Raw genomic sequence first — 20,630 nt, 5'->3', positions numbered from 1 at the left:
TTTCAGTGTAGGGTGTGTTGTCGCGCAGCGCAACGCACCGCCAACAATTCAAGGTGCCTTAGCCTACGGCATAACAATATTGTGACGGCGGGTTTGCGGGATAATGAGAAGTCTTAACTAATTCGTAATTCGTACAAGGTGCGTTAGCCTGCGGCATAACACACCCTACTTTTAAATAAATTTACTTTTCTACCATCTCTTTCTTCTTTTGCGGCGTAAATATCCCGTGTCGAGGACTAAATAATAATGCCGATACAAATAATCCCGATACTACTAAAACGATCGCGGGGCCTGAGGGTAAGTTATAAAAGTAGCTGAGGTACATACCGCTAATACTAGAAATTACGCCGATGACTGCACCCAAAATCATCACTTGATTTAAGCGTTTAACTAATAAATAGGCGGTAGCACCTGGGGTAATTAATAGTGAGAGTACGAGAATCACACCTACGGCTTTCATACTGGCGACAATTGTTAAGGCAATTAGCAGCATTAATCCAAAGTTCAACCGATTGACTGGTAAGCCTGCGGCTTGTGCGCCTAAGGGGTCAAAGGTGTAAAATAAAAGTTCTTTGTATAACAAAACTACAACTAATAAAACAACTGCCGCAATGATGGCGGTGTCTCGCACTTCGTCAATGGTAACGCCGAGAATATTGCCGAATAGAAAGTGATTCAGGTCGATTTTGTTATCTTTTTGAATAACTGTAATTAGGGTGATCCCAAGGGCAAAGAATGCAGAGAAAACTATGCCCATTGCTGCATCTTCTTTGATTGGCGATCGCGTCCTAATTACTGCGATCGCCATTGTACTGAGAACGCCTGCAATAAATGCGCCAACAAATATATTCCCTCCCACCATAAAGGCGATCGCGAGTCCTGGCAAAACTGAGTGACTAATAGCATCACCGAGTAATGCTAATCGTTGCACCATCAAGTAGCTGCCAACTACTGCACACAATAAGCCTACTAAAATCGCAATCACCAGCGATCGCTGCATAAAGCCATATTGTAATGGCTCAATCAATGCTTGTAACATCATTTGTCCTTCGTCATTTGTTGTTTGTCCTTTGTCATTTGTCCTTTGTTCTTTGTCCGATAACTAATGACTAATGACCAATGACCAATGACAATTTAAGCTGCATCAGAAAAGTAAATTACTTTACCACCATAAGCACGGTTTAAGTTTTCTTCGGTGAGTACTTGCTGCCGTGAACCTGTGGCAACTAATTCCCGGTTTAATAATATTAAATCATCAAAATGGGATATCGATTCGCCTAAGTCATGGTTAACTACTAAGACGATTTTGCCTGCGGCTGCGAGTTCTTGGAAGACTTCAAAAATTACTGTCTGAGTTTTCTGATCGATACCTACTAAAGGTTCATCAAAGCAGAAAATTTCTGCTTGCTGGGTTAAAGCACGGGCTAAAAATACTCGCTGCTGCTGTCCTCCAGAAAGTTCTCCAATGGGGCGATCGCGAAATTGGTTCATCCCCACTCTTTCTAAAGCACTGTTTGCTACTTGGCGGCTAACTGCTGAAAAGCTACGCAACCATCCTGTCTTTTTTACCCGTCCCATCATCACTACATCCCAAACGGTAGCCGGATAAGTCCAGTCTATTTGGCTGCGCTGTGGTACATAAGCAACTTTCTCTAGTTGCTGCATCAAAGGTTTACCTTGGTATAAGACATTACCACTACTTGGAGCAACTAAGCCTAACATTGCCTTCATCAAGGTACTTTTACCAGCACCGTTGGGGCCAAAAATACCTGTGAGTTTACCTGGTTCAATAAAACAGTTAACATCTCTCAAAGCTTCTTGCGTGCGGTAGTACACGCCAAGATGTGTGATGCTAATTCCTGCTGTAGATTTCATCTGGTGAGTTTGAATGACTTGTTCAGGTATTGCCCAGTTTTGTATCGGTGCTTGGGCGTTTTTCTTGTAAAAAGAGATACTCTTCATAATTTTATTTCTATATTTCATTTCTTGAGCTTACTATAAAAATGAGAGAAATATGAAAAACTCTATAGTTAGAAGTAATATCTTAGATAAATGAAACTAATACTTGGGATAGAGATTAGCGGCATCTACGGCGAAGCGAAGGTCAACAGAATCAATAAGAATATTGTTTCGCAGATGTGCCTGGGAATTCTTCTGCCTTTAGCTTTAATAAGTTGCAGTCAGCCGACTGGGAGTAACAATCCCCAGGGAGGTGGTAAACCGCGTGTTGTTGCAACTAGCACGATTATTGCTGATTTGACGCAAGAGATTGGAGGAGACGAAATTAAGCTAACTGGAATTCTCAAACCAGGTACAGATCCCCACGTTTACGAACCAGTACCAGCAGATAGCCGGGTTTTAGAAGAAGCTAAATTGATTTTGTATAACGGCTACAACCTCGAACCGGGATTGATTAAGTTGATGAATGCTGCTGGTGGAAATGTGCGGAAGGTAGCAGTGGGAGAAGTTGTCAAACCTTTGGAGTTAGATAAAGGTAAAGGCGAAGTAGTACCAGATCCCCATGTTTGGGGTAGTGCAGAAAATGCGATCGCAATGGTAGGTGCAATTCGCGATGGTTTGATTGAGTTATTACCCGAAGATAAAGAGAAATTCACGCAAAATGCAACCCAACTTACCAACGAATTAAAGCAGTTGCATAGCTGGATTAATCAACAGATCCAAACTATCCCCGCAGATAAACGCAAACTCGTCACTACCCATGATGCATTTCAATATTATGGACGTGCTTATCAGATTGCGATCGCTGGTACATTAATCGGTATCAGCACCGAAGAACAACCAAGCGCCCAAACAGTACAGCGATTGGTAGAGTCAATTAAAAAAATCGGCGTTAGCTCAATTTTTGCCGAAACCACAATCAATCCGGCATTAATCAAGACAGTAGCCCAAGAAGCAGGAGTGAAGCTAGCATCAAGTCAACTCTACTCTGATTCAATTGGCGCAAAGGGTAGTCAAGGTGATACTTATATCAAAATGATGGAGGCGAATACCCGCACCATTGTCGAAGCACTGGGGGGCAAATATACACCTTTTCAACTCAATAAGTGAAGCCGGATTTTAGGATAGCAGGAGAGCGATCGCTGCAATTTAAAATCATTAAACTACTTGTAAATCCCTGAATACAGCTTTATGCGTAAGCTTGGTTGAGATAGGAGTAGACAATAATAGTTCCAACTCTTTTAAAATTAAATTGTATTGTCTATCATATCGGGGTTTTGGTGGGCAGTGCCCACCCTACATTTACCTCCTGTATTTCAAAAATCAGATATGAGTCTTATAGGATATTTGAGCAAAAAATAAATATTAACTATTTCTCTAGCTAGAAGTTTTTGTTAAAAATCAGAACCAATATATAACCATAGACATCTATCTATTTATTGATAATTTCAAACTCTCTCTAGAGAAAGAATTTTTTAGGCATTTTATTTTTTAGATTGATATTAGTAAAAGTAGAGTTTAAATTCCCGCAATAGTTATGACTAACGAACCAAAAGAGCAAATTAATCAACCAGTAAGCGAAGATTGGCATTCTAAAGACGAGCCAAACGTAAAAGAAAGAAACTTAACTGCCAATCCAGGAGATAGAATTGCTGACGAATCCCAGTCAGTTGAAGATAAGGCTCAACAAGTAGCTGTAGATTCACCAGACATTACAGGTGACCACATTAAAGTCCCCACATACTTTGTTGTCGATGAACCCGATGGTGAAAAGAAAGCCCTCCACCATGTAAAAGACGCTGAAGAGATTTCTGATGTAATTCGACAAGCACGAGTTGACGAAAACGGCAATCGCATTTGGTGGTAGTTTGACAATTTTAGATTTCCTGATTTTAGAGATATTTACTCATCGCCAATCTAAAATCGGGATCGTAGCAAAACACCAACACTCCGTAGGGTGGGCAATGCCCACCTACACTATTACTAATTTAGAATGCATCTCTAGGCTTATACTATTTTGAAAAAAGAACGCGACACATGAGTAGGGGCACGGCAGCCACAATCTTTTGGTATATCAAATTATTTTACTGGTGCCCATACGTGTCAACTTAACGTGAAACCCTTGTTAAAACGTGATTTTGTATTCACTCACCTACCATTACGATCCTCGTCACCCCACCCCAGTTTTGTCTAAAGCCAAAACTTCCCCTCCCCGCAGGCGGAGAGAAGTTGCGTGCGGGGGTTCCCCCCCGTTGAGCAAACTTCGGGGGAGGGGATTAAGGGGAGGGGTAAAACGTATGTGGGATAAGCGTTTGAGCTTAAGTTGACACCAATGACTGGTGCCGTGCCCCCTACAAAGAATTTATCTGTCGCAAACATTATTTGAATTGGTATTACTTTTGAAATTGGAAGTTACTTGCAATAATCCAGATTCATAAGTTCTTACATCTTTCAACTCAAGTAATGTTTCTACACTGCGATCTTTCCAAATTAGGGGTATACCATCTCCTAAAATAATGGGGTGGATCGAGAGAATCAATTGATCAATCAAGCTGTGAATCAGAAAATAATGAATTATCTGTCCTCCCCCAACTAACCAGATATCGCCGCTACTAGATTGACGCAGCGTGTTGATAAAGCCCTTCAAATCACCCCCAACAAATTCCACGTTGTTGTCTGTTTTACCTTGGAGAGTATTAGAGAAAACAAAACCTTTCTTGCCTTTGTATGAATATTCCCCAAATCCAAGCATTTGGTGATATGTCTTACTACCTATAAGTACTGTGTAAATTTGGTCAAAAAACTCAGTGTAACCATAGTCTTGGTCTGTGAATAGCCAATCGACCTCTCCTGATGTCCTGGCAATATATCCGTCAAGACTAGAGGCAATAAATAAGCGTATTTTTCGTATGTTCTCTTCTGCTTGTCTGTGATTTATTTTCAGCTAATCGTGGTATTTTTAGTAGTTAGCTTGAGCAAGAGTATTGAGGTGGCTCAACCGGGTAATAACGTAGCTAACAAGAAATTATCCAACTTCCCATGCGATCGCAGAATTGAAAATTTAACCAAGAGTTGACTATATATAGCAAAACCGCTCTAAACTTAATTGAGAGCGGCTTTGAGAGATTAGTTTTATATGGGGCTTCATAGTAGTATTGCCCCGTTTTAGGTATAAGTGGTTCTGTATGTAATGGTATACAGGATGCGTTTGGCGCATTCCGGAAGAAATTTAGAACTTATGTAAATTTGCGGGTTTTGTCAAATTTTAGCGCTCAATGACGGTCTGGTTAAGGCAGAAGCAGAGGAACACGCATCACTTGTTTGTCGTTAGGTGTTCCCGCTTTCTTAGCATCTGTAGGCAGTGCCCATGCCATCAAAACCCGGATATGGTGGGCAATGCCCAGTCTATTTACCAATAAAACACATATTTAATACACTTCTTGCAAAAATGCAAATCAGTAAAAAAGGAACCACAGATAAACACAGATGAACACAGATAAATATCGGTGTTCATCTGTGTTTATCTGTGGTTTGATATTCAAATACAGCAGATTTCATTTTATTGAATATACATCCTAAGTTTTAAAACCAGACATATAAAGCCTCTTGTGGTTCTAAATTCTGCTGTATTTTTGTCGTTTGGAGCAAATTAGCGAACTAGTCCGTAATAAGCAGTTGCTGCCACAAGTACAATTACTACTACTCCTAATAAAATGCTAACTGAAAATTCTACAGAAGTCTTTTGATTGAGTTCTTTTTTGCTTTCACTTTGCCCAGAAGTGGCAGACGCAATATTTTTGGAATTTTTTGCTTTTTCAGTAGTCATGGCTGTGATGATTTACGCTTACTTATTTCTAAGTTTGCTGCAACATCCAGAAACTTCATCTTGCTTGAGGACTACGAAAAAAGTTGTAGAAAAAGATTTAACAAGGCAACTTTCCTAATTGAGCAATAATATATTGGTTGACTTTGATATAGCCGAGATCGACATGGGTAAAGTGTGAACTTAATATTGGATATGCTTGCGGCAGCGCATGGAATGGAATTGATGGATATAAATGATGTACAGCATGAAGTGGCATATTCCACATCAAAAATCGCACAGGCCAGAGTGTGAGTGTTATGCGCGTATTCGTCAGCAAGTTAGCGTCAAGAGTGCAACCTGTATGTTCCCCTAGCAAAATAAAACGCAAAATTGGTTGACCGACAAGCATCGGTAGCAGCCAATAAAGAAAAAACCAAGGTTGACCTACTGCAAATGAAAGCGCGATCGCACCTGCATAAACAGCTAATTGTAATCTAGTAGAACGAATAACTTCAGCTCTTGCGGTGTCTGGGATAAATGGGCAATTGTCAAGTTGACCGAGTGCAGCGCGATAATGTCCCTGTATTTTGTCTACCCACCAAGGTAAACCGCTAAGTACCAAGAAGTACTCACCCATGTTGTGAGGTGTGAGATCGGTCAGTTCTGGATCTTTACCTGGAACACGAGTATAACGATGGTGCCATTTGTGATAACGCCGATAGAATGTGCTGTTGTAAAACGAGAGTAGACCTGCAAGCCAAGCAACAATATCATTTAAGCGATTGTTAGCAAAAGCTGTTCTGTGTCCAGCTTCGTGCATAGGTGCAAACATGCAAGCAAGACTAAAGCCATAGATTATCAATGCAGGGATCGCTACAAGCCAATTGCCAAAGTTTGTTGCCCACAAGTAACCACTACATCCGATGATCGTTAGATGTCCTGCTAGTTGAATCAGTCCTTGAACGTTAGAGCGATCATTCAAAATGCTTAATTGTTCAACACTAAGAATTTGCTGCGGATTGTAATGCTGCTCAGTTTTTTCATCCAATAATTCAATTTGAGCAATGGTATCAATTGACATAGTTAACACTCCATATCATCTCAGTAGTTATATCCAAGTATTATTTGTTAGGGCTAGGCACAAGACAGAGGTTAGCAGACGTTACATTTAAGTATTGTCATGTAGATGCCCCGTAATAATTTAGAACATCATTTGCTAAATGGGTGTAAAGAATTGTAGTAAAATCTTGCCGAGCATTTAGTTACATATCACACAAATGCCTTAATCAAATTTACTGATGCCCAAGAGAAATCGATCGCAACATTGCTGCGATGATAAAGCCGTATCGTAATTAGACACTCAGACTAAGTGCCTTTTAAAATCTTTTTTCCTTCTGCCTTGTTTTAACGAGAAATAGCCAACCTACCTAAACACCCAAACGCTGCTGCATAATTAAGCGTGCATTTTCGTAATCTTGCCCCACTAAATAGGAAAAATGATAGTAAGAGGCGATAAAAAAGTCACACCCATATTTTTGATAGCGGTCAGCAACCGCAAGAAAACCGTAACGGGCAGAATGTATATCGTCAAACCAACTACTGTGATAGGTATCAAACAAAAATAACGTCAATGAAGTTTCATCTTTATTAATATTTAAGCGCAGTAAATTTAAATGGGGGTGGTGGTTCCGTCCCATCGGCAGGAGTATCTCATAGCTATTAAAATTAATCAACTCTGCCAGTTCATCTTCTTCGTAATCCGCCGTATGCGGGTTTGGTAGTAAATATTTCCAGTGCATGAAGAACTCATGTTTTGCATCAAAACCAGGGTCGATATCAATTCGCCAATATTCGCTAGTTACTAGTTCTTCAATTACCGATGCGGGTAAATCAGCTACTTTCATAACCTAAAGCCTTATAGTTCTGTACCCAAAACTTACCCTATGCTTTCCATTAGAACAAAAACTGTCTCCAAACTGTCTGTTCGCTAGAGATTTTTTAGCATTGCAAGCGATGCGATAGGCTGAAAGTCGGAATCTTCAGGCATAAGATTGCAACGTTAAGGGTTAAAGTCGTAATGTTTAGGCTGAATATTTCAGCGATCGCCATAAATGCACAAACTCTGCTCTATTTCCAAGATGGCTAACGTCAAATTACCCCTTCAGACTCCGCAGCCAGTTTAAAACATCATCAATTGACTAGCTGTGGGCAAAGAATTGTCGGGGAAGATTATCTATTATGCGATCGCAGATAATACAAATGTTGCTCCTAAAAACAACAACACCCAAGCTGCGACTTACTTAGTAATTTCCTCTGCTTTTTCTTTCACACGGGGCTACACTGACTAATTACATCCTCGCAATGTAATTAACTTTCAGTTATACTACCCCCTCTTTACCACATTGAGGAAATATAAGTTATCGAGTTGGGTGTTGTTGTTAGTTGACGAGACAGATGATGTAACAGCGTTTTTACCTCTTAACTAACTGGGACTTAACCTACTTGGCTGTTGTATCTGCCAGGGAAGCTTTGTAGCTTCAATTATTAAAATAGCACTATTTAATTATGATAGATTTATCTTGAAACTAAACTTTACTTGTTTGAAGATTGACGCTCATAAACTGCAACAGTTACTTTACTTCTGTCGGATGTTTGATTAATAGACAAGAATACAGCTAAAAATTATTAGCAGATTGAGCAGTTACTTATATTATTGATGAGCTAAATCTAAAAAATAATCCCAAAAACAACAACACCCAAGCTACGACTTGCCTAGTGATTTCCTCTGTTTTAGCTTGACACACGGGGCTACACTGACTAATTACATCCTCGCAATGTAATTAAGTTTTAGTTGTATTACCCCCTCTTTATCAAATTGAGGAAATATTAGCTTTCGAGTTGGGTGTTGTTGTTAGTTGACGAGACAGATGATGTAACAGCGTTTTTACCTCTTAACTAACTGGGACTTAACCTACTTGGCTGTTGTATCTGCCAGGGAAGCTTTATTAGCTTCATATTATTAAAGTAGCACTGTTAAATAATGATGGATCGCCTTGAAACTAAACTTTACTTGTTTGTAGATTTACACTCAGAAATTGCAACAAACGCTTAAAGCAAGGGAAACCAAAAGATATAGAAAGTAAACAGAGAACAGTATATATAGGGTAGGCATCACCCAGCAAAATCCCGCTCAGGTGGGCAGTACGTACAATTATTTCAAAAATCAAGTATGAATTATATAGAAAAATCTGGCTTTCTTTGCTCAATAAAACTTGAAACTGCCTCTACAGTTAGGGAATTTACCAAACGTAACAACAGTTATCTGGAAAAAGGCGATCGCTATTTGTAGATCAAACTAAGAACAAATGTTCTAATTATATTTAGGATTTTTATTTCAAGTTGTGATGGAGTGGTAGATGCGATCATTAGCTCAAAATATAATTGTGGGGATTATTCTCACAGCATCTTGGATAACTCCAGCATTGGCGCAGCAAGATTTACTTACCCGCGCAGAAGTTTACAAGCTGTTGAATCAAGTGCAATTGCTGCTGAAAAATAAACCACCTCGCACTGCCAAAAAAGCAGATGTGTTGGTTCCCCTAGATGCACTTCAGACAAAATCGCGATCGCGCGCCGAATTATTATTTAATGAAGGTTCATTAGCCAGAATTGGTTCTAGTGCTACCTTTCGTTTTAAGCCAGGAATACGTCGCTTTGAATTGCCTGGTGGTGTTTACAAAGCAGAAACTATTTTTGAACTGAGAAATGGTACTGCCTTAATTCTCACTCCATCTGGGAGTACGGGAACTACAATCGAAACTCCTCAAAGCCGCATTGACGTAATTGCAGCAGCACCACCTCCAGGTTCAGATATATTACCGCCAACTACTACAAGTGGCGCCGTAGCTGTAACTCATAACAGCGCAACTAATATTACTCAAGCTTTTAATTTAACCAATCTGCCAGTTAAAGTATCAAATTTGGACGGCACTCAATTCCAAATTTTAAAAGCTGGTCAAACAGTAACAATTCGCAATGGGGTAATCAGTCCAGTACAAAACTTTGACTTACAGAAGTTTTACCAAACAAGCCAACTAGCTGCTGGGTTAGGGCCAGGACAAGAAGCTTTAGTATCTCAAGAATCTGCCAATGTACAGGTAGTCCTCAATAAAGTCAGAAAGGAAACCTTAGCAGGATTAGAAACGCAAAGAGTGTGGGTTGAAGGTTTGTGTAATCTCAATTCTCGTAGTGGAGCTAGTACACTCTCAACTAACTGTATCACCACAAATTCCGATGACCCACTGCGGAGATTTGAAGACGATCGCAATATTGTAACTCCACCAAGAAGAGAAACAGGTGGTCAAACCGGAGGTCAAACTGGCGGTCAAACCGGAGGTCAAACTGGCGGTCAAACTGGCGGACGAGGACAAGTACCTCAATAAGCGATCGCTTATCAAGCTTGAATAGCTAAAACCTAGACTCCATGTTTGATATTTTCTGTTACTTACTTTAAAATTTGAATTCTTTATGCGTCTTTTTCCGATTGCGCTTTGTTCGTTAGCTACCTTGCTGGCTTGGGACATCGATCATAGTGCGGCTGCTAACCCTACCCCAAGCGAAAATTTACCCATTTCTCAAGAAGCAGATTCTCAAAAACCAATACCAGAAGTAATTACCAATGATTCTGTACACAATGAGCAAAGCGCAAAACATACAACGCAGAATGGGAATGTAATTATAGTCCAAGTACCTGTAGTTCCAGGTGACCCGACTAATCCCACAAATTTCCCTCCTGCTGACTCAAATCAAGCGACTGATCCACAAGATGTTGAGGCAGAATTAGGCGAAATTAAAATTATCCCTCCTCGTCCACAACAACCACCCCAGCGCCGTCAGCCTGATGTGCAGTTATTACTGCGTTCCTCAGCCTTTACCAGTTCTAACATTACGGGTTTTGAAGCATTTCAACCGAGCGATACGGTGTTTATCAATGGTGCTACCCTACTAGCAACACCTAAATTAGCAGAAGATACGCGATTAGTGGCTGCTGTGGGTGGGGGTTTGGTGAGATATGCCGATCGCGGAGACTTTAATTACAACTACCTCAACTTTAATGTGGGAATACAGCAACGACTCACAAGGGGAATGTATGGTCAACTGGGATGGGTTCAGGAGAGACTTTACAGAGATGGTAGTGGCGATCGCTTATTATTAGATGACTCAGTTCGCTTAAGTGTAGGGCGACAAGACCAATTAAGCGATCGCCTAAGATTGGATTCATTTTATGAACTGCGAGCCAGCTTTGCCACACCCAGCGACCAAAATCGTTTAGCCAACACCTTAGGCGCGCGTTTGCGCTATGACATTACACCCCAACTCCAAGGTGCATTAGACTATCGCTTAAGTTTAAAAGACTTCACCCAACAAGAAAGATTTGATACTCAAAATCAAATAGGTTTAGAAGCAATTTACAACATTAACCCCGACTTATTTATAAGTGGTTCAGCATCATACCTTTTCGGCTCCTCGTCAGATCCATTGGTAGATTTGGACAACTTTTCTGTAGGAGTAAATATAGGGTTAAATGTGCCTTTATTCTAAATAGCTTGAAGCCAAAGTTAGTACTAATACCAATTTCAGGAAAAAATGAGACAGATGCTTAGGTTGGGGAGCCACTCACGTGGGCGGGTTTCCCGACTTGAGTGAAGTGGCGTTTGAACTCAGTGAAACCCAAGAATTAAAAGACTTTGGAATGTTGGGTTTCGTTCCTCAACCCAACCTACATCTACAGCATATTTTTTGTGAAATGGTTATGACGCGATAACACACTCTACAAAACTATCTGGATCAGGATTTTCGTGAATTGATATCACCAACAGCGATCGCCTAAAGACAGCATTTTTACAGAGGAAACATCAGCAAAATCTTAATATAATAAGTATTTTATTATACGTTATATAATAGAGATATTATTTCTGCATTCCCCTATGTACACGCGAAGTAGTCAGCATTGGTTATGGATAACTGAACAAGATTACAGAGTTCAATAATTTTGAATAGTTCATAAATTCAATACTTAGTAGTACATCAAAAAGGTTGTATGAAACTGATTAAGAAATTTTTGGCAATATGTTTTCTATTATTTGGCATTCCATTTTCTGTGGGGATGATGGTGGAAATTCTCAATCCAAAAACTACCCCTAAAGATAAACACGATGCTTTAGCTGCTTTAACTATTCTTACTCTTCCGTCAACAATCGTCGGAGGTGGGTTGATTTGGTCTTTAGCACAGCAAAAGCGAAAAGAACAAGCATTACTTGTTGCATCAGAAGAAAAGCGTCTTAACTTAGTGTTCTTAGAATTAATTGAGAACAATGCTGGAAGCATAACGGTTTTTCAACTGGCGAGAAATGCTGAAATATCAATCAAGGAAGCTAAACAATATTTAGATAATAAAGCTAAAGAACTCAATGCTTCTTTTGAAGTGAATGAAGAGGGAAATATTTTGTATCGGTTTTCTTTGTAAGACTGGTAGCGATTACAGCAGTTCAGGTGAGATTAAATCAAATATTTAAATCTTTCAGAGCGAGACGAATTTGCTCTAAACGCCTGCGGTTAACACCGAGATCAGACTCTCCCACGCGAGATGCTGAACGTAGATGAATTACAGACTCATGAGGGGGAAAATAAAACTCTACATCGTCAACAAATTTGAAGATACGGCTTTTAGAAAGAGCGTGGATGTAATTATCTGTATCTTCTATAACTTCTGTACGGGGAACAACTGTAAGAACCTTGAGTAAGGTTTCTTTAGCTGCATTGCGGTCTACATGATAAGGAATCGGGTCAATGGCGTGTTTAGAATCAGCGTTTTGACTAACAACACAGTTGTCTGAAGCTGGACAAGAACTAAGATGACCATTATTAAGTCCCAAGCTAGAAGACACAGCCCAAGCAGCAGCAGGAAATATTAAACTACTAGTCAGGGTTAAGAATATTACACAAGTTATACTCAGCAGAAATCTCTGGGCAAATGCTCTTAGCAAACCGGACATCATAAATCTACTCCTCAAGATTTAAATAGCACTTAGTTATTGTCTGTCATTTCGGTTGCCTGTTGCGAGCCTCAACAAGATGCGATCGCACAATGAAGACTTCAGGCTGAAAGTTTCTTCTTCAGTTTGCAAATATACGTTGCAAGAAAGTTACTATCTCAGACCAAGCCTCAGTAGTAGCAGCTGAATCGTAGCGATAACCGTCATCTCGCATAAAAGTATGCTCTGCTTCATAGAGAAGAACTTTATGAGGTACATTAGCATTCTCTAGAGCTTTAATTATGGTTTGTCGGTCATGTTCTGGGATGTGAGGGTCGAGAGTACCGAATACTAATAGCATCTCGCCTTTGATTTCACTCACCCGATGGATTGTATCAGCTATCCCCTGACCCAGCTTGCCACTGGGAATGCCGGTCGGGTAGCAACAGACAGAAGCCTTAATTTCATTTTGAAAAGCTGCGCGGAAAGCTAAATGTCCACCAATACAAAAGCCGAGAGTGCCTATCATATCAGCAGAAACAGCACTTTCTGTTTTGAGAAATTCAATTACCGCACGAGAATCTGCATCATAATCTGCGATCGCAGTTCGGCGTGCATCATCATTCCCCCGCATCCGACCGAGATCATCTGGTTCAATCACCAAACCAATTGGCTCAAGGCGATGAAAAATTTCTGGTGCTGCTACTACATAACCAAATCCTGCTAAGTAGTTAGCTAGACGTATGATTGGGCCACCTAACTGATAAATATCACTGTAGAATACAATACCTGGATAAACTCCTGCTGCTTTGGGAGCCGCTACATAGACACGCATTAAACTGTCGTTTACTCTTAACTCAACATTGCGCTTAGTGATTTGCACTTTTTTGTCTCCGTGTCATGCCTGCGTTCATTAGCTTCTACACAACTGGGTTAGAATTGAGAACAGCTTGCTGCCCTTAGGAAAAGGAAGCATCCTTTCATTATTTCTCTTTCTCCCAGAAAGGAAGAGTAATTTTGGAACAATTTTATCGAATTGCTAAAATATCCCCTTGTAAAGCTGACGGTAAGATAAGCTAGCGTCAACCAGTAGGTGTTTAAAAAATCAAGAAAAATTTTGCACCTCAAAAGCTTACTCTCTCTGAGTTTGAACGCTTTTACATCAACTTTGAGGTTGACGCAAACTCGCTAACCCTTACTACACAAGCTTTTGGAGTGATTTTCCTCATGACACCCTTGACAACTCAATGCCCGAAAAGCTACTTTGATTGGAGGTTGACGCAACTGCACCTTGAAAACCAAATATATCAATGCTTCCAACTGCGAGCCATTGCAATTAACTAAAATCCCTATTAGGGATTGAAACTCTAAGGACGGGGAACAATCAGAAGAAACTATAGAAATTGCAATTAACTAAAATCCCTATTAGGGATTGAAACTTATTTTATCGAAGGCTTCAATTAAGCGACGTTGAATTGCAATTAACTAAAATCCCTATTAGGGATTGAAACACATTGATTTTTCTTCCTTTACTACTGGAGGAGATGGAAGTATTGCAATTAACTAAAATCCCTATTAGGGATTGAAACTTAGAGTACGTCTTCAACAACATTAAATTGCCTAATTGCAATTAACTAAAATCCCTATTAGGGATTGAAACGAGCTAAATTTGAAGGACGAAATTTTACAGCGAAATTGCAATTAACTAAAATCCCTATTAGGGATTGAAACTGCTTCACCAATGGTATCAGCAATGATTTCGTGTGATTGCAATTAACTAAAATCCCTATTAGGGATTGAAACTTCTTTGTATTGATTAAATGAGTAAGAGAGGCAGGAGGCAGAATTGCAATTAACTAAAATCCCTATTAGGGATTGAAACTTCTTTGTATTTTTCGTCTGAACTAAACCAGGTGTTATTGCAATTAACTAAAATCCCTATTAGGGATTGAAACGCATGGTGCAACGCTTTATCCAATTGCAAGCTAATATTGCAATTAACTAAAATCCCTATTAGGGATTGAAACTAAATATCTTTTTACAGAACTACCACGCAGACTAATAGAATTGCAATTAACTAAAATCCCTATCAGGGATTAAAACCAAGTAATAAGTCAAACAAAATTCATCCCATCAATCAGCAACGCCATATCGGTGTTTATCGGTGTTCATCTGTGGTTATTTATTCATAACTGTATCAATCAATCTTTGCAGATATTGCGATCGCTCTGGCTTACATTGGGATTATTTTGCAGGTAATCTTTGATTTGCAAGCATCCGCGCCGCCTCAACTCATCCAAATCTAAATCCCATAGCCTGACTCCAGCATCTTCACTTGCACTAATTAGCGTCTTACCATCAGGGCTGAAACTGATGCTATTGATTTTACCAGGATGTCCCAATAGGGTTTTTAGTAAAGTGCCTAGTTTACCGCCGTAGGCATCGCTAATATTCCACAGTTTAATCGTACTATCAGCGCTGCCAGAAGCTAATATCTGGCTATTTGGCAGAAAACTCAAACTATTTACGCCACCAGTATGTCCTGCAAGGGTACTGATTAAAGTTCCGTCGGCGACATTCCAAAGTTTGATAGTATTGTCCAAACTAGCAGCAGCGAGGATGGTGTTATCTGGACTAAATTTGACAGATGCGATCGCAAGTCCATTTCCCTGCAAACTTCTTACCAGGCTACCATCAAGTCGCCACATTTTTACTGTATTATCGTAACTGCCAGAAGCCAGCATTTTACTATCTGCGCTAAAGCTGACGCTGGTTATTTCATCAGCATGTCCTTTGAAAGTTTGTAGTAATTTTCTATCTACAATTTGCCATAACTTAATAGTTTTATCGGCACTACCAGAAGCCAGCATTTTACCATCGGGACTAAAATTAATACTAGTTACTCGCGCTGTATGTCCTGTTAGCGTCTGAAGTAGAGAACCATTTGCTATATTCCATAATTTTATTGTTTTATCATCACTAGCAGCAGCGATAATTTTACTATTGGGGCTAAAATCTACAGTATAAATTATCCGTTTATTGCCTGAAATAGATTTGATAAATTTCCTATTACTTTCCCATATTTTGATTGTGCCATCCCAACCAGCCGCAGCAAACATCTTGTTATCAGGGCTGACACTCACGCTATAAAAACTACCCTCATCTTGGGTTTGTTTAGAATTATTTACTCGCCAAAGCTTAACGGTTTTGTCAACGCTAGCAGAGGCAATAATTTTACCATCAGGGCTAAAGCTAATATAATTAATTTGTGCGCCATGTCCTCTCAAATTTTGTTTGATTTTATATTCTATACCTGATTTATCTTTAATATTCCATATTTTCAATATAGCATCAGCATCACCAGCAGCGAGTAATTGACCATCTGGGCTAAAGCTGATACTGTTAATTTGATTTGTATTACCTTCAATAGTTTGTAAATTTTCGCCCTGACGATTCCAAAACTTAATGGTTTTATCGCCGCTGGCGGAAGCTATGATTTGACCATCAGGGCTAAATTTCACACAAGTAACTCGTTCTTTATGCCCTTTCATCGTTTGCAGCAACTTCCCATCTGCAATCTGCCAAAGCTTCACTAAATTATCTTCACCACCAGAAGCAATAACTTGACCATCAGCACTAAAGCTAACAGTATTTACCCAGCTATTATGAGCATTCCAGGTTTTAATTAAACTCCCATCAATACGCCATAACTTTATAGTTTTATCTCGACTAGCAGAAACAAGCTTCTTCCCATCGGGGCTAAAATCAATACTATTTACAATATCAGTGTGCCCACTAAAAGTTTTGATTAGCTTGCCATCTATAGTTGTATATAGTTTAATGTATTTAGCTGTACTAGCAACAATAAATTCACCATTGGGACTGAAAGCTAAATATGTAAATCTATTTTTACTATCACTAATAGTCTTGATTAATTTACCATTTAAACTCCAAAATTTAATTGTGCCATCATCACTAGCAGAAGCGATAATTTTGCTGCCAGGGCTAAAACTAACAGCATTAACTTGTTGACTGTGACCTTGTAAGCGGTTGAGTTCTTGAGTTTGCTCAACACCTTGCTGAAGAGTTGCTACAGTTGCTAATTGAATATCTTTAGCTGGCGCAAATACCTGCTTTACTTCTCGCCCAGCTTTTACACTTGCAATTAAAGCTTCAAGTTGCTGATTTGATAACAATAATGCTTCTGATGAGGCATTCAAAGCAGAAATTTCGCGTAACTGAGCCGCTTGTTTTTGGAAATAAGCTAATCCGCCAAAACCGCTAGCAGCAATACCTAAAACACTAATAACAGCAACAGCTTTTTGAGCTTGTCGGAGTCGCTTTTTTTGTTCAAATTGTTGCCGTTGTCTTGCTTCTAAACAAGCAGCAATAAAATGTTGGACATCTTGAGATAATTCTTCTGTATATTTGACATAAATTTCTTCCGCCTCTGCCAAACGGATTCCATGCAACAAAAAATCAGCTTGCTCATGATTATATTTCCATAAAGCTGCCGCTTGTTCAATTTGACGCTGCGATCGCAATCTACTACGATTCTCCTCCAACCACCAGCGCAAAGTTGACCAATGGCGAATCAAAATTTCATGCGCCACTTCAATAGTTACAGCCGACGCATTAGGGCTGACAGGGAGACTGTCTGACGCAAAGACGCGGAGAGATTTTAATGATAGATTACTCGAACTAGATATAAGAGCATCTCCTTCATCCCCATATCTTCCCATCTTTGCGTCTCCATCTCCCCGCATCCCTGCGTCTCTCATACTCCCCTCCTCTTCCAAATTCACCACCACTAACTTCGCAGCTGTTAAAGCTTGCAGTGTTCTTTCCACCAACGCCGCCGGATATTTTTGCACTACTAACTCTGATTTCAATACCCTGCGCCTGGTATCTTCTGTACCCTCCCCTAATTGGGTAAGTGAGAGAAAAATCCATCTAGCACAATCTTGAGCTTGAGTATCCAAACTTTCATAAACTGCTTGCGCCTTGCGTTCCAGTGCGCCCTTAATCCCACCCACTTGTTGTTGATACGCCGCTAGAGTCAGTTCTCCTTCTTGCCGGAATTCCCATAACTGCTCTAGTACAAATTCTAACAACGGTAAATCTCCCGCCGAGTGGTTTAACTCCTGTAACAGAACTTCTACCAGTTCCGGTTCTACTTTTAAACTCACTTGTTCCGCTGGATTAATAATGACACGACGATAATCGCGATCGCTCAGGTGCGGCGGAACTAACACACTAGATTCTTGCAATAAATTCGCCAGTGCAGAGACTTCCAAACAAGAAGCGATAAAATCTGCCCGCAAAGTAATGACTAATTTAAACTTATCAGAAGCATATTCTATTGCTCCCAACACCAATTCTAAAAACCGCTGTCTATCTTCAATAGGTGCAAGGGTAAACAATTCCTCAAATTGGTCTACCACCAAAACCACCACAGACTCAGGTCGGCTACGCAACCAGTAGACAAAGCCCTCCACCCCCTGATATAGCATTCCCTCTAGTACGAGGTCAGGGGATGAAGTAGCATTTTCTTCCTTGTTACCTTCTCTCCGCGTCCCCGCGTCACCCCGTCTCCGCGTCTCCGTATCCCCTCCCAACCGTCTCGCTAACTCCTCCAAGGGGCGCGCACCGGGACGCAAACTTTTAATTAACCAAGAATCGCTTCCAGCTAAACAATTACCTGGACGTAATTGAGCAATTAATCCCGCTTGCACAACGGAAGATTTACCACTACCAGAAGCACCCACCACAGCTAAGAAAGATTTATGTGCTATTTGACTAATTAAATGCTGAGTTAAAGATTCTCTCCCAAAAAAATATTGAGCATCTTCTTCAGCAAAAGCCTTTAATCCTCGGTAAGGACAAATTTTTAAATCTAATGCTGCTTTTTTATAGCTGCGTGCACCAGTTGTGGCAGGGATGATTTCAATTACGCCTTGAGTTCCTGATAGCCAAAAATGCAGTGGTAGAAACGGCGTGCTTTGGATTTGTGATGCCAGTTGAACTTGTAATTGAGTGATCCAACCAGCTACAGATAAACCAGCAGCTTTATTAACATTTTTTAAAGTTTCGATGAGCGTTTGTGCAAAAAACTCAGAATTATCTTTTGGTGAAGTGGCGGCGATAATACATTGCCCTGTTTCCGATTCTAACTGCAAGTCTTCAACCCACTCTTTGAGAGAAGAAACAGCAGTTGCAACGGCAGGAAAATCTAAAATAATGATTTGTTGAGCAATTTGCGAACGGCGTAATTGTTGCCTTAACCAAGAACGACTTAGCCAAATATCCTCTGATATTAATAATGCGGCTTCCCCAGTCGGCGTTTCTTCCAAACTTCCGCGTAGATATAAAAATACAGTTGAGGCTTCTTCAATTATTTCGTGGCGTCGTTGATTTACTGAACCCAAACATTCTTGAATTGCAGAGCGAATATCCTTAGCGGTTGTTTCTCCCGAACGAGGCAAATATTCCAACTCAAAATCACCAGCGTTAACCAAGACTTTACTCAAATCTAGAGTCGCCTGATAACCACTAAATCCCTCAATTACCAGTGCTATTCTAGAAGAATGGGATTGCGCGATCGCAGGTATTGAGCCTAAAAGCAATTCCCCTACTCCTTCGACAATCCGCTTCGGTGTTTGTAGAGGATATTCGCTAAAAATTTGAGTGTCTCCTTTGCCGCGCTTCTGCTGATTAATTAATCGTAACTGTTGATTGGTTTTATCAATATATTGCAAGGTCTGATGATAAACATAGCGATAAAGCCCATCAGCAAAAATGACACCTTGGGTATCAGCAGCATCACCATTTAGACCCCGCATTAAATAATAAGTAAATACTCCATGCCCCAGTTCAGGAAACTCCCAAGATTGCTGATTGACATCACAAGAAAGCAACGCATAAAAACCTTTACCTTTAGTAGCGTTACGTTGTAAAGCGTCTACCAATTGCGGAGTAGGATTCAGTAATGGTTCTGCAATGGCTCCCCTAAGAGTCATCCCGCCACTATGACAAGCATCCAACCATACTAACTGATTTTGCGCTCCACTTTTACTTAACTGTGTCAACAGTTCTTTGACAGGTAAACCAGTCTGTTCTAAACTATCTTTTTGCGTATCTGCCAAACACAAAAATGCTTCTTGAGTATTTGGCTGTAGCATTCCATGACCAGAAAAATAAAATAGAACCGTGTCAATCGGTTGTGCATCAGCCGCTATTTGTCGTAAACTTTCCCGCACAGTTACTAATAATGGTAACTGGTTAGCAAAATCGTGATAAATTTTTACCTGTCTTTGCGGAAACTGTTCCTTAGTTGCACCTGCTAAAGCTTCAGCTAATACCTGACAATCAACTGCTGAATAACGTAGAGAAGGAAGTTGTTCATCTTGGTATTGATTGACACCCACAAGTAACAACCACAATTTCGGAGCAATTGTTTGTTTAGCTGGAGTTGAGCGACTGGTATTAACACCGCGTGGACACATACCGATTTTAGTTTTTGGATGGGAAATTACAGCATAATTCAATAGCCAGAATTCAGAAGTAAAACAGGCTTGTGTATCTATTTTTTATCTCTAAGTTCTGTATTTCACTCAATATTTATACTAATTCTCTGAAATCTAAAATCTAGATTAAATCTGAATTTTTTAATTACGAATGGGTATGACTATATCAATGATATTATGTCCGGTTGAACACTTGTCATTGCGAGCGAAGCGTTCGCTGAAAGCGTTCTCGAAGAGTAGCAATCACAGAGGTTTTGGGATTGCTCCGTTCCACTTCATTGCACTCGCAATGACATATCATAAGTA

The 20,630-nt window shown here is 40.0% G+C and carries 17 protein-coding genes and 1 CRISPR repeat array; of the genes, 7 read left to right on the top strand and 10 right to left on the bottom strand.

Annotation, left to right across the window (positions count from 1 at the left end; translation table 11 throughout):
• Positions 1 to 181 precede the first annotated feature (181 nt).
• A complete protein-coding gene (locus BV375_RS31965; protein ID WP_086768027.1) occupies positions 182 to 1,039 on the bottom strand; it encodes a metal ABC transporter permease in 858 nt (285 codons plus the stop codon).
• A 95-nt stretch (positions 1,040 to 1,134) separates the two neighbouring features.
• Complete coding sequence (locus tag BV375_RS31960; protein ID WP_086686214.1) at positions 1,135 to 1,962, bottom strand: metal ABC transporter ATP-binding protein; 828 nt, start codon at positions 1,960 to 1,962, stop codon at positions 1,135 to 1,137.
• A gap of 90 nt (positions 1,963 to 2,052) precedes the next feature.
• Between BV375_RS31960 and BV375_RS31955 the strand changes: the two genes are divergently transcribed.
• Positions 2,053 to 3,069 (top strand): metal ABC transporter substrate-binding protein, encoded by a 1,017-nt coding sequence (locus BV375_RS31955; protein WP_086768025.1) that lies wholly within the window; start codon positions 2,053 to 2,055, stop codon positions 3,067 to 3,069.
• Between the two features lie 427 nt (positions 3,070 to 3,496).
• Entirely contained in the window at positions 3,497 to 3,826 is a 330-nt protein-coding gene (locus tag BV375_RS31950) for a hypothetical protein (RefSeq protein ID WP_086686219.1), read from the top strand.
• Positions 3,827 to 4,321: 495 nt separating this feature from the next.
• Here BV375_RS31950 and BV375_RS31945 read toward each other — a convergent pair whose 3' ends face one another.
• The 5 genes from BV375_RS31945 to BV375_RS31935 form a co-directional block, all read right to left on the bottom strand.
• Positions 4,322 to 4,711, bottom strand: a complete 390-nt coding sequence (locus BV375_RS31945) for a dihydrofolate reductase family protein (protein WP_243714113.1) — start codon at positions 4,709 to 4,711, stop codon at positions 4,322 to 4,324.
• A 535-nt stretch (positions 4,712 to 5,246) separates the two neighbouring features.
• Positions 5,247 to 5,375, bottom strand: a complete 129-nt coding sequence (locus tag BV375_RS38940) for a hypothetical protein (RefSeq protein ID WP_279432986.1) — start codon at positions 5,373 to 5,375, stop codon at positions 5,247 to 5,249.
• Positions 5,376 to 5,608: 233 nt separating this feature from the next.
• The gene (locus BV375_RS37390; RefSeq protein ID WP_166507583.1) at positions 5,609 to 5,785 is read right to left on the bottom strand and encodes a hypothetical protein; all 177 of its coding nucleotides are present in this window, start codon (positions 5,783 to 5,785) and stop codon (positions 5,609 to 5,611) included.
• 97 nt (positions 5,786 to 5,882) lie between these two features.
• Positions 5,883 to 6,845, bottom strand: a complete 963-nt coding sequence (locus BV375_RS31940; protein ID WP_086768021.1) for a fatty acid desaturase family protein — start codon at positions 6,843 to 6,845, stop codon at positions 5,883 to 5,885.
• Between the two features lie 346 nt (positions 6,846 to 7,191).
• Positions 7,192 to 7,668 (bottom strand): hypothetical protein, encoded by a 477-nt coding sequence (locus BV375_RS31935; RefSeq protein WP_086768019.1) that lies wholly within the window; start codon positions 7,666 to 7,668, stop codon positions 7,192 to 7,194.
• Between the two features lie 300 nt (positions 7,669 to 7,968).
• Here BV375_RS31935 and BV375_RS37385 point away from each other — a divergent pair, with 300 nt between their 5' ends.
• From BV375_RS37385 to BV375_RS31920, 5 genes are all read left to right on the top strand, one after another.
• Positions 7,969 to 8,112, top strand: a complete 144-nt coding sequence (locus tag BV375_RS37385) for a hypothetical protein (protein ID WP_166507582.1) — start codon at positions 7,969 to 7,971, stop codon at positions 8,110 to 8,112.
• Between the two features lie 1,068 nt (positions 8,113 to 9,180).
• Positions 9,181 to 10,206: a hypothetical protein gene (locus tag BV375_RS31930; protein ID WP_208099220.1), complete on the top strand. Its 1,026-nt coding sequence runs from the start codon at positions 9,181 to 9,183 to the stop codon at positions 10,204 to 10,206.
• An 85-nt stretch (positions 10,207 to 10,291) separates the two neighbouring features.
• Complete coding sequence (locus BV375_RS31925; RefSeq protein WP_086768017.1) at positions 10,292 to 11,365, top strand: outer membrane beta-barrel protein; 1,074 nt, start codon at positions 10,292 to 10,294, stop codon at positions 11,363 to 11,365.
• A 79-nt stretch (positions 11,366 to 11,444) separates the two neighbouring features.
• Entirely contained in the window at positions 11,445 to 11,588 is a 144-nt protein-coding gene (locus BV375_RS37380; protein ID WP_166507581.1) for a hypothetical protein, read from the top strand.
• 276 nt (positions 11,589 to 11,864) lie between these two features.
• Entirely contained in the window at positions 11,865 to 12,290 is a 426-nt protein-coding gene (locus tag BV375_RS31920) for a hypothetical protein (RefSeq protein ID WP_086768015.1), read from the top strand.
• Between the two features lie 37 nt (positions 12,291 to 12,327).
• On the opposite strand, the gene BV375_RS31915 is transcribed toward BV375_RS31920, so the two are convergent.
• The 3 genes from BV375_RS31915 to BV375_RS31905 all read right to left on the bottom strand — a co-directional run bounded on the left by BV375_RS31915 (position 12,328) and on the right by BV375_RS31905 (position 20,303).
• Entirely contained in the window at positions 12,328 to 12,819 is a 492-nt protein-coding gene (locus BV375_RS31915) for a DUF1499 domain-containing protein (protein WP_086768013.1), read from the bottom strand.
• Positions 12,820 to 12,940: 121 nt separating this feature from the next.
• A complete protein-coding gene (locus BV375_RS31910; protein ID WP_086768011.1) occupies positions 12,941 to 13,681 on the bottom strand; it encodes a dienelactone hydrolase family protein in 741 nt (246 codons plus the stop codon).
• A gap of 446 nt (positions 13,682 to 14,127) precedes the next feature.
• A CRISPR array of direct repeats spans positions 14,128 to 14,901; the repeat unit is 37 nt; unit sequence ATTGCAATTAACTAAAATCCCTATTAGGGATTGAAAC.
• A gap of 98 nt (positions 14,902 to 14,999) precedes the next feature.
• Positions 15,000 to 20,303, bottom strand: coding sequence for a caspase family protein (locus tag BV375_RS31905; RefSeq protein WP_086768008.1), 5,304 nt, complete (start codon positions 20,301 to 20,303; stop codon positions 15,000 to 15,002).
• Between the last annotated feature and the right edge of the window lie 327 nt (positions 20,304 to 20,630).

It is taken from the genome of Nostoc sp. 106C, assembly GCF_002154725.1.
In the GTDB taxonomy this organism is placed as follows: Bacteria; Cyanobacteriota; Cyanobacteriia; order Cyanobacteriales; family Nostocaceae; genus Aulosira.
This window is presented reverse-complemented; position numbering and strand designations above follow the sequence as displayed.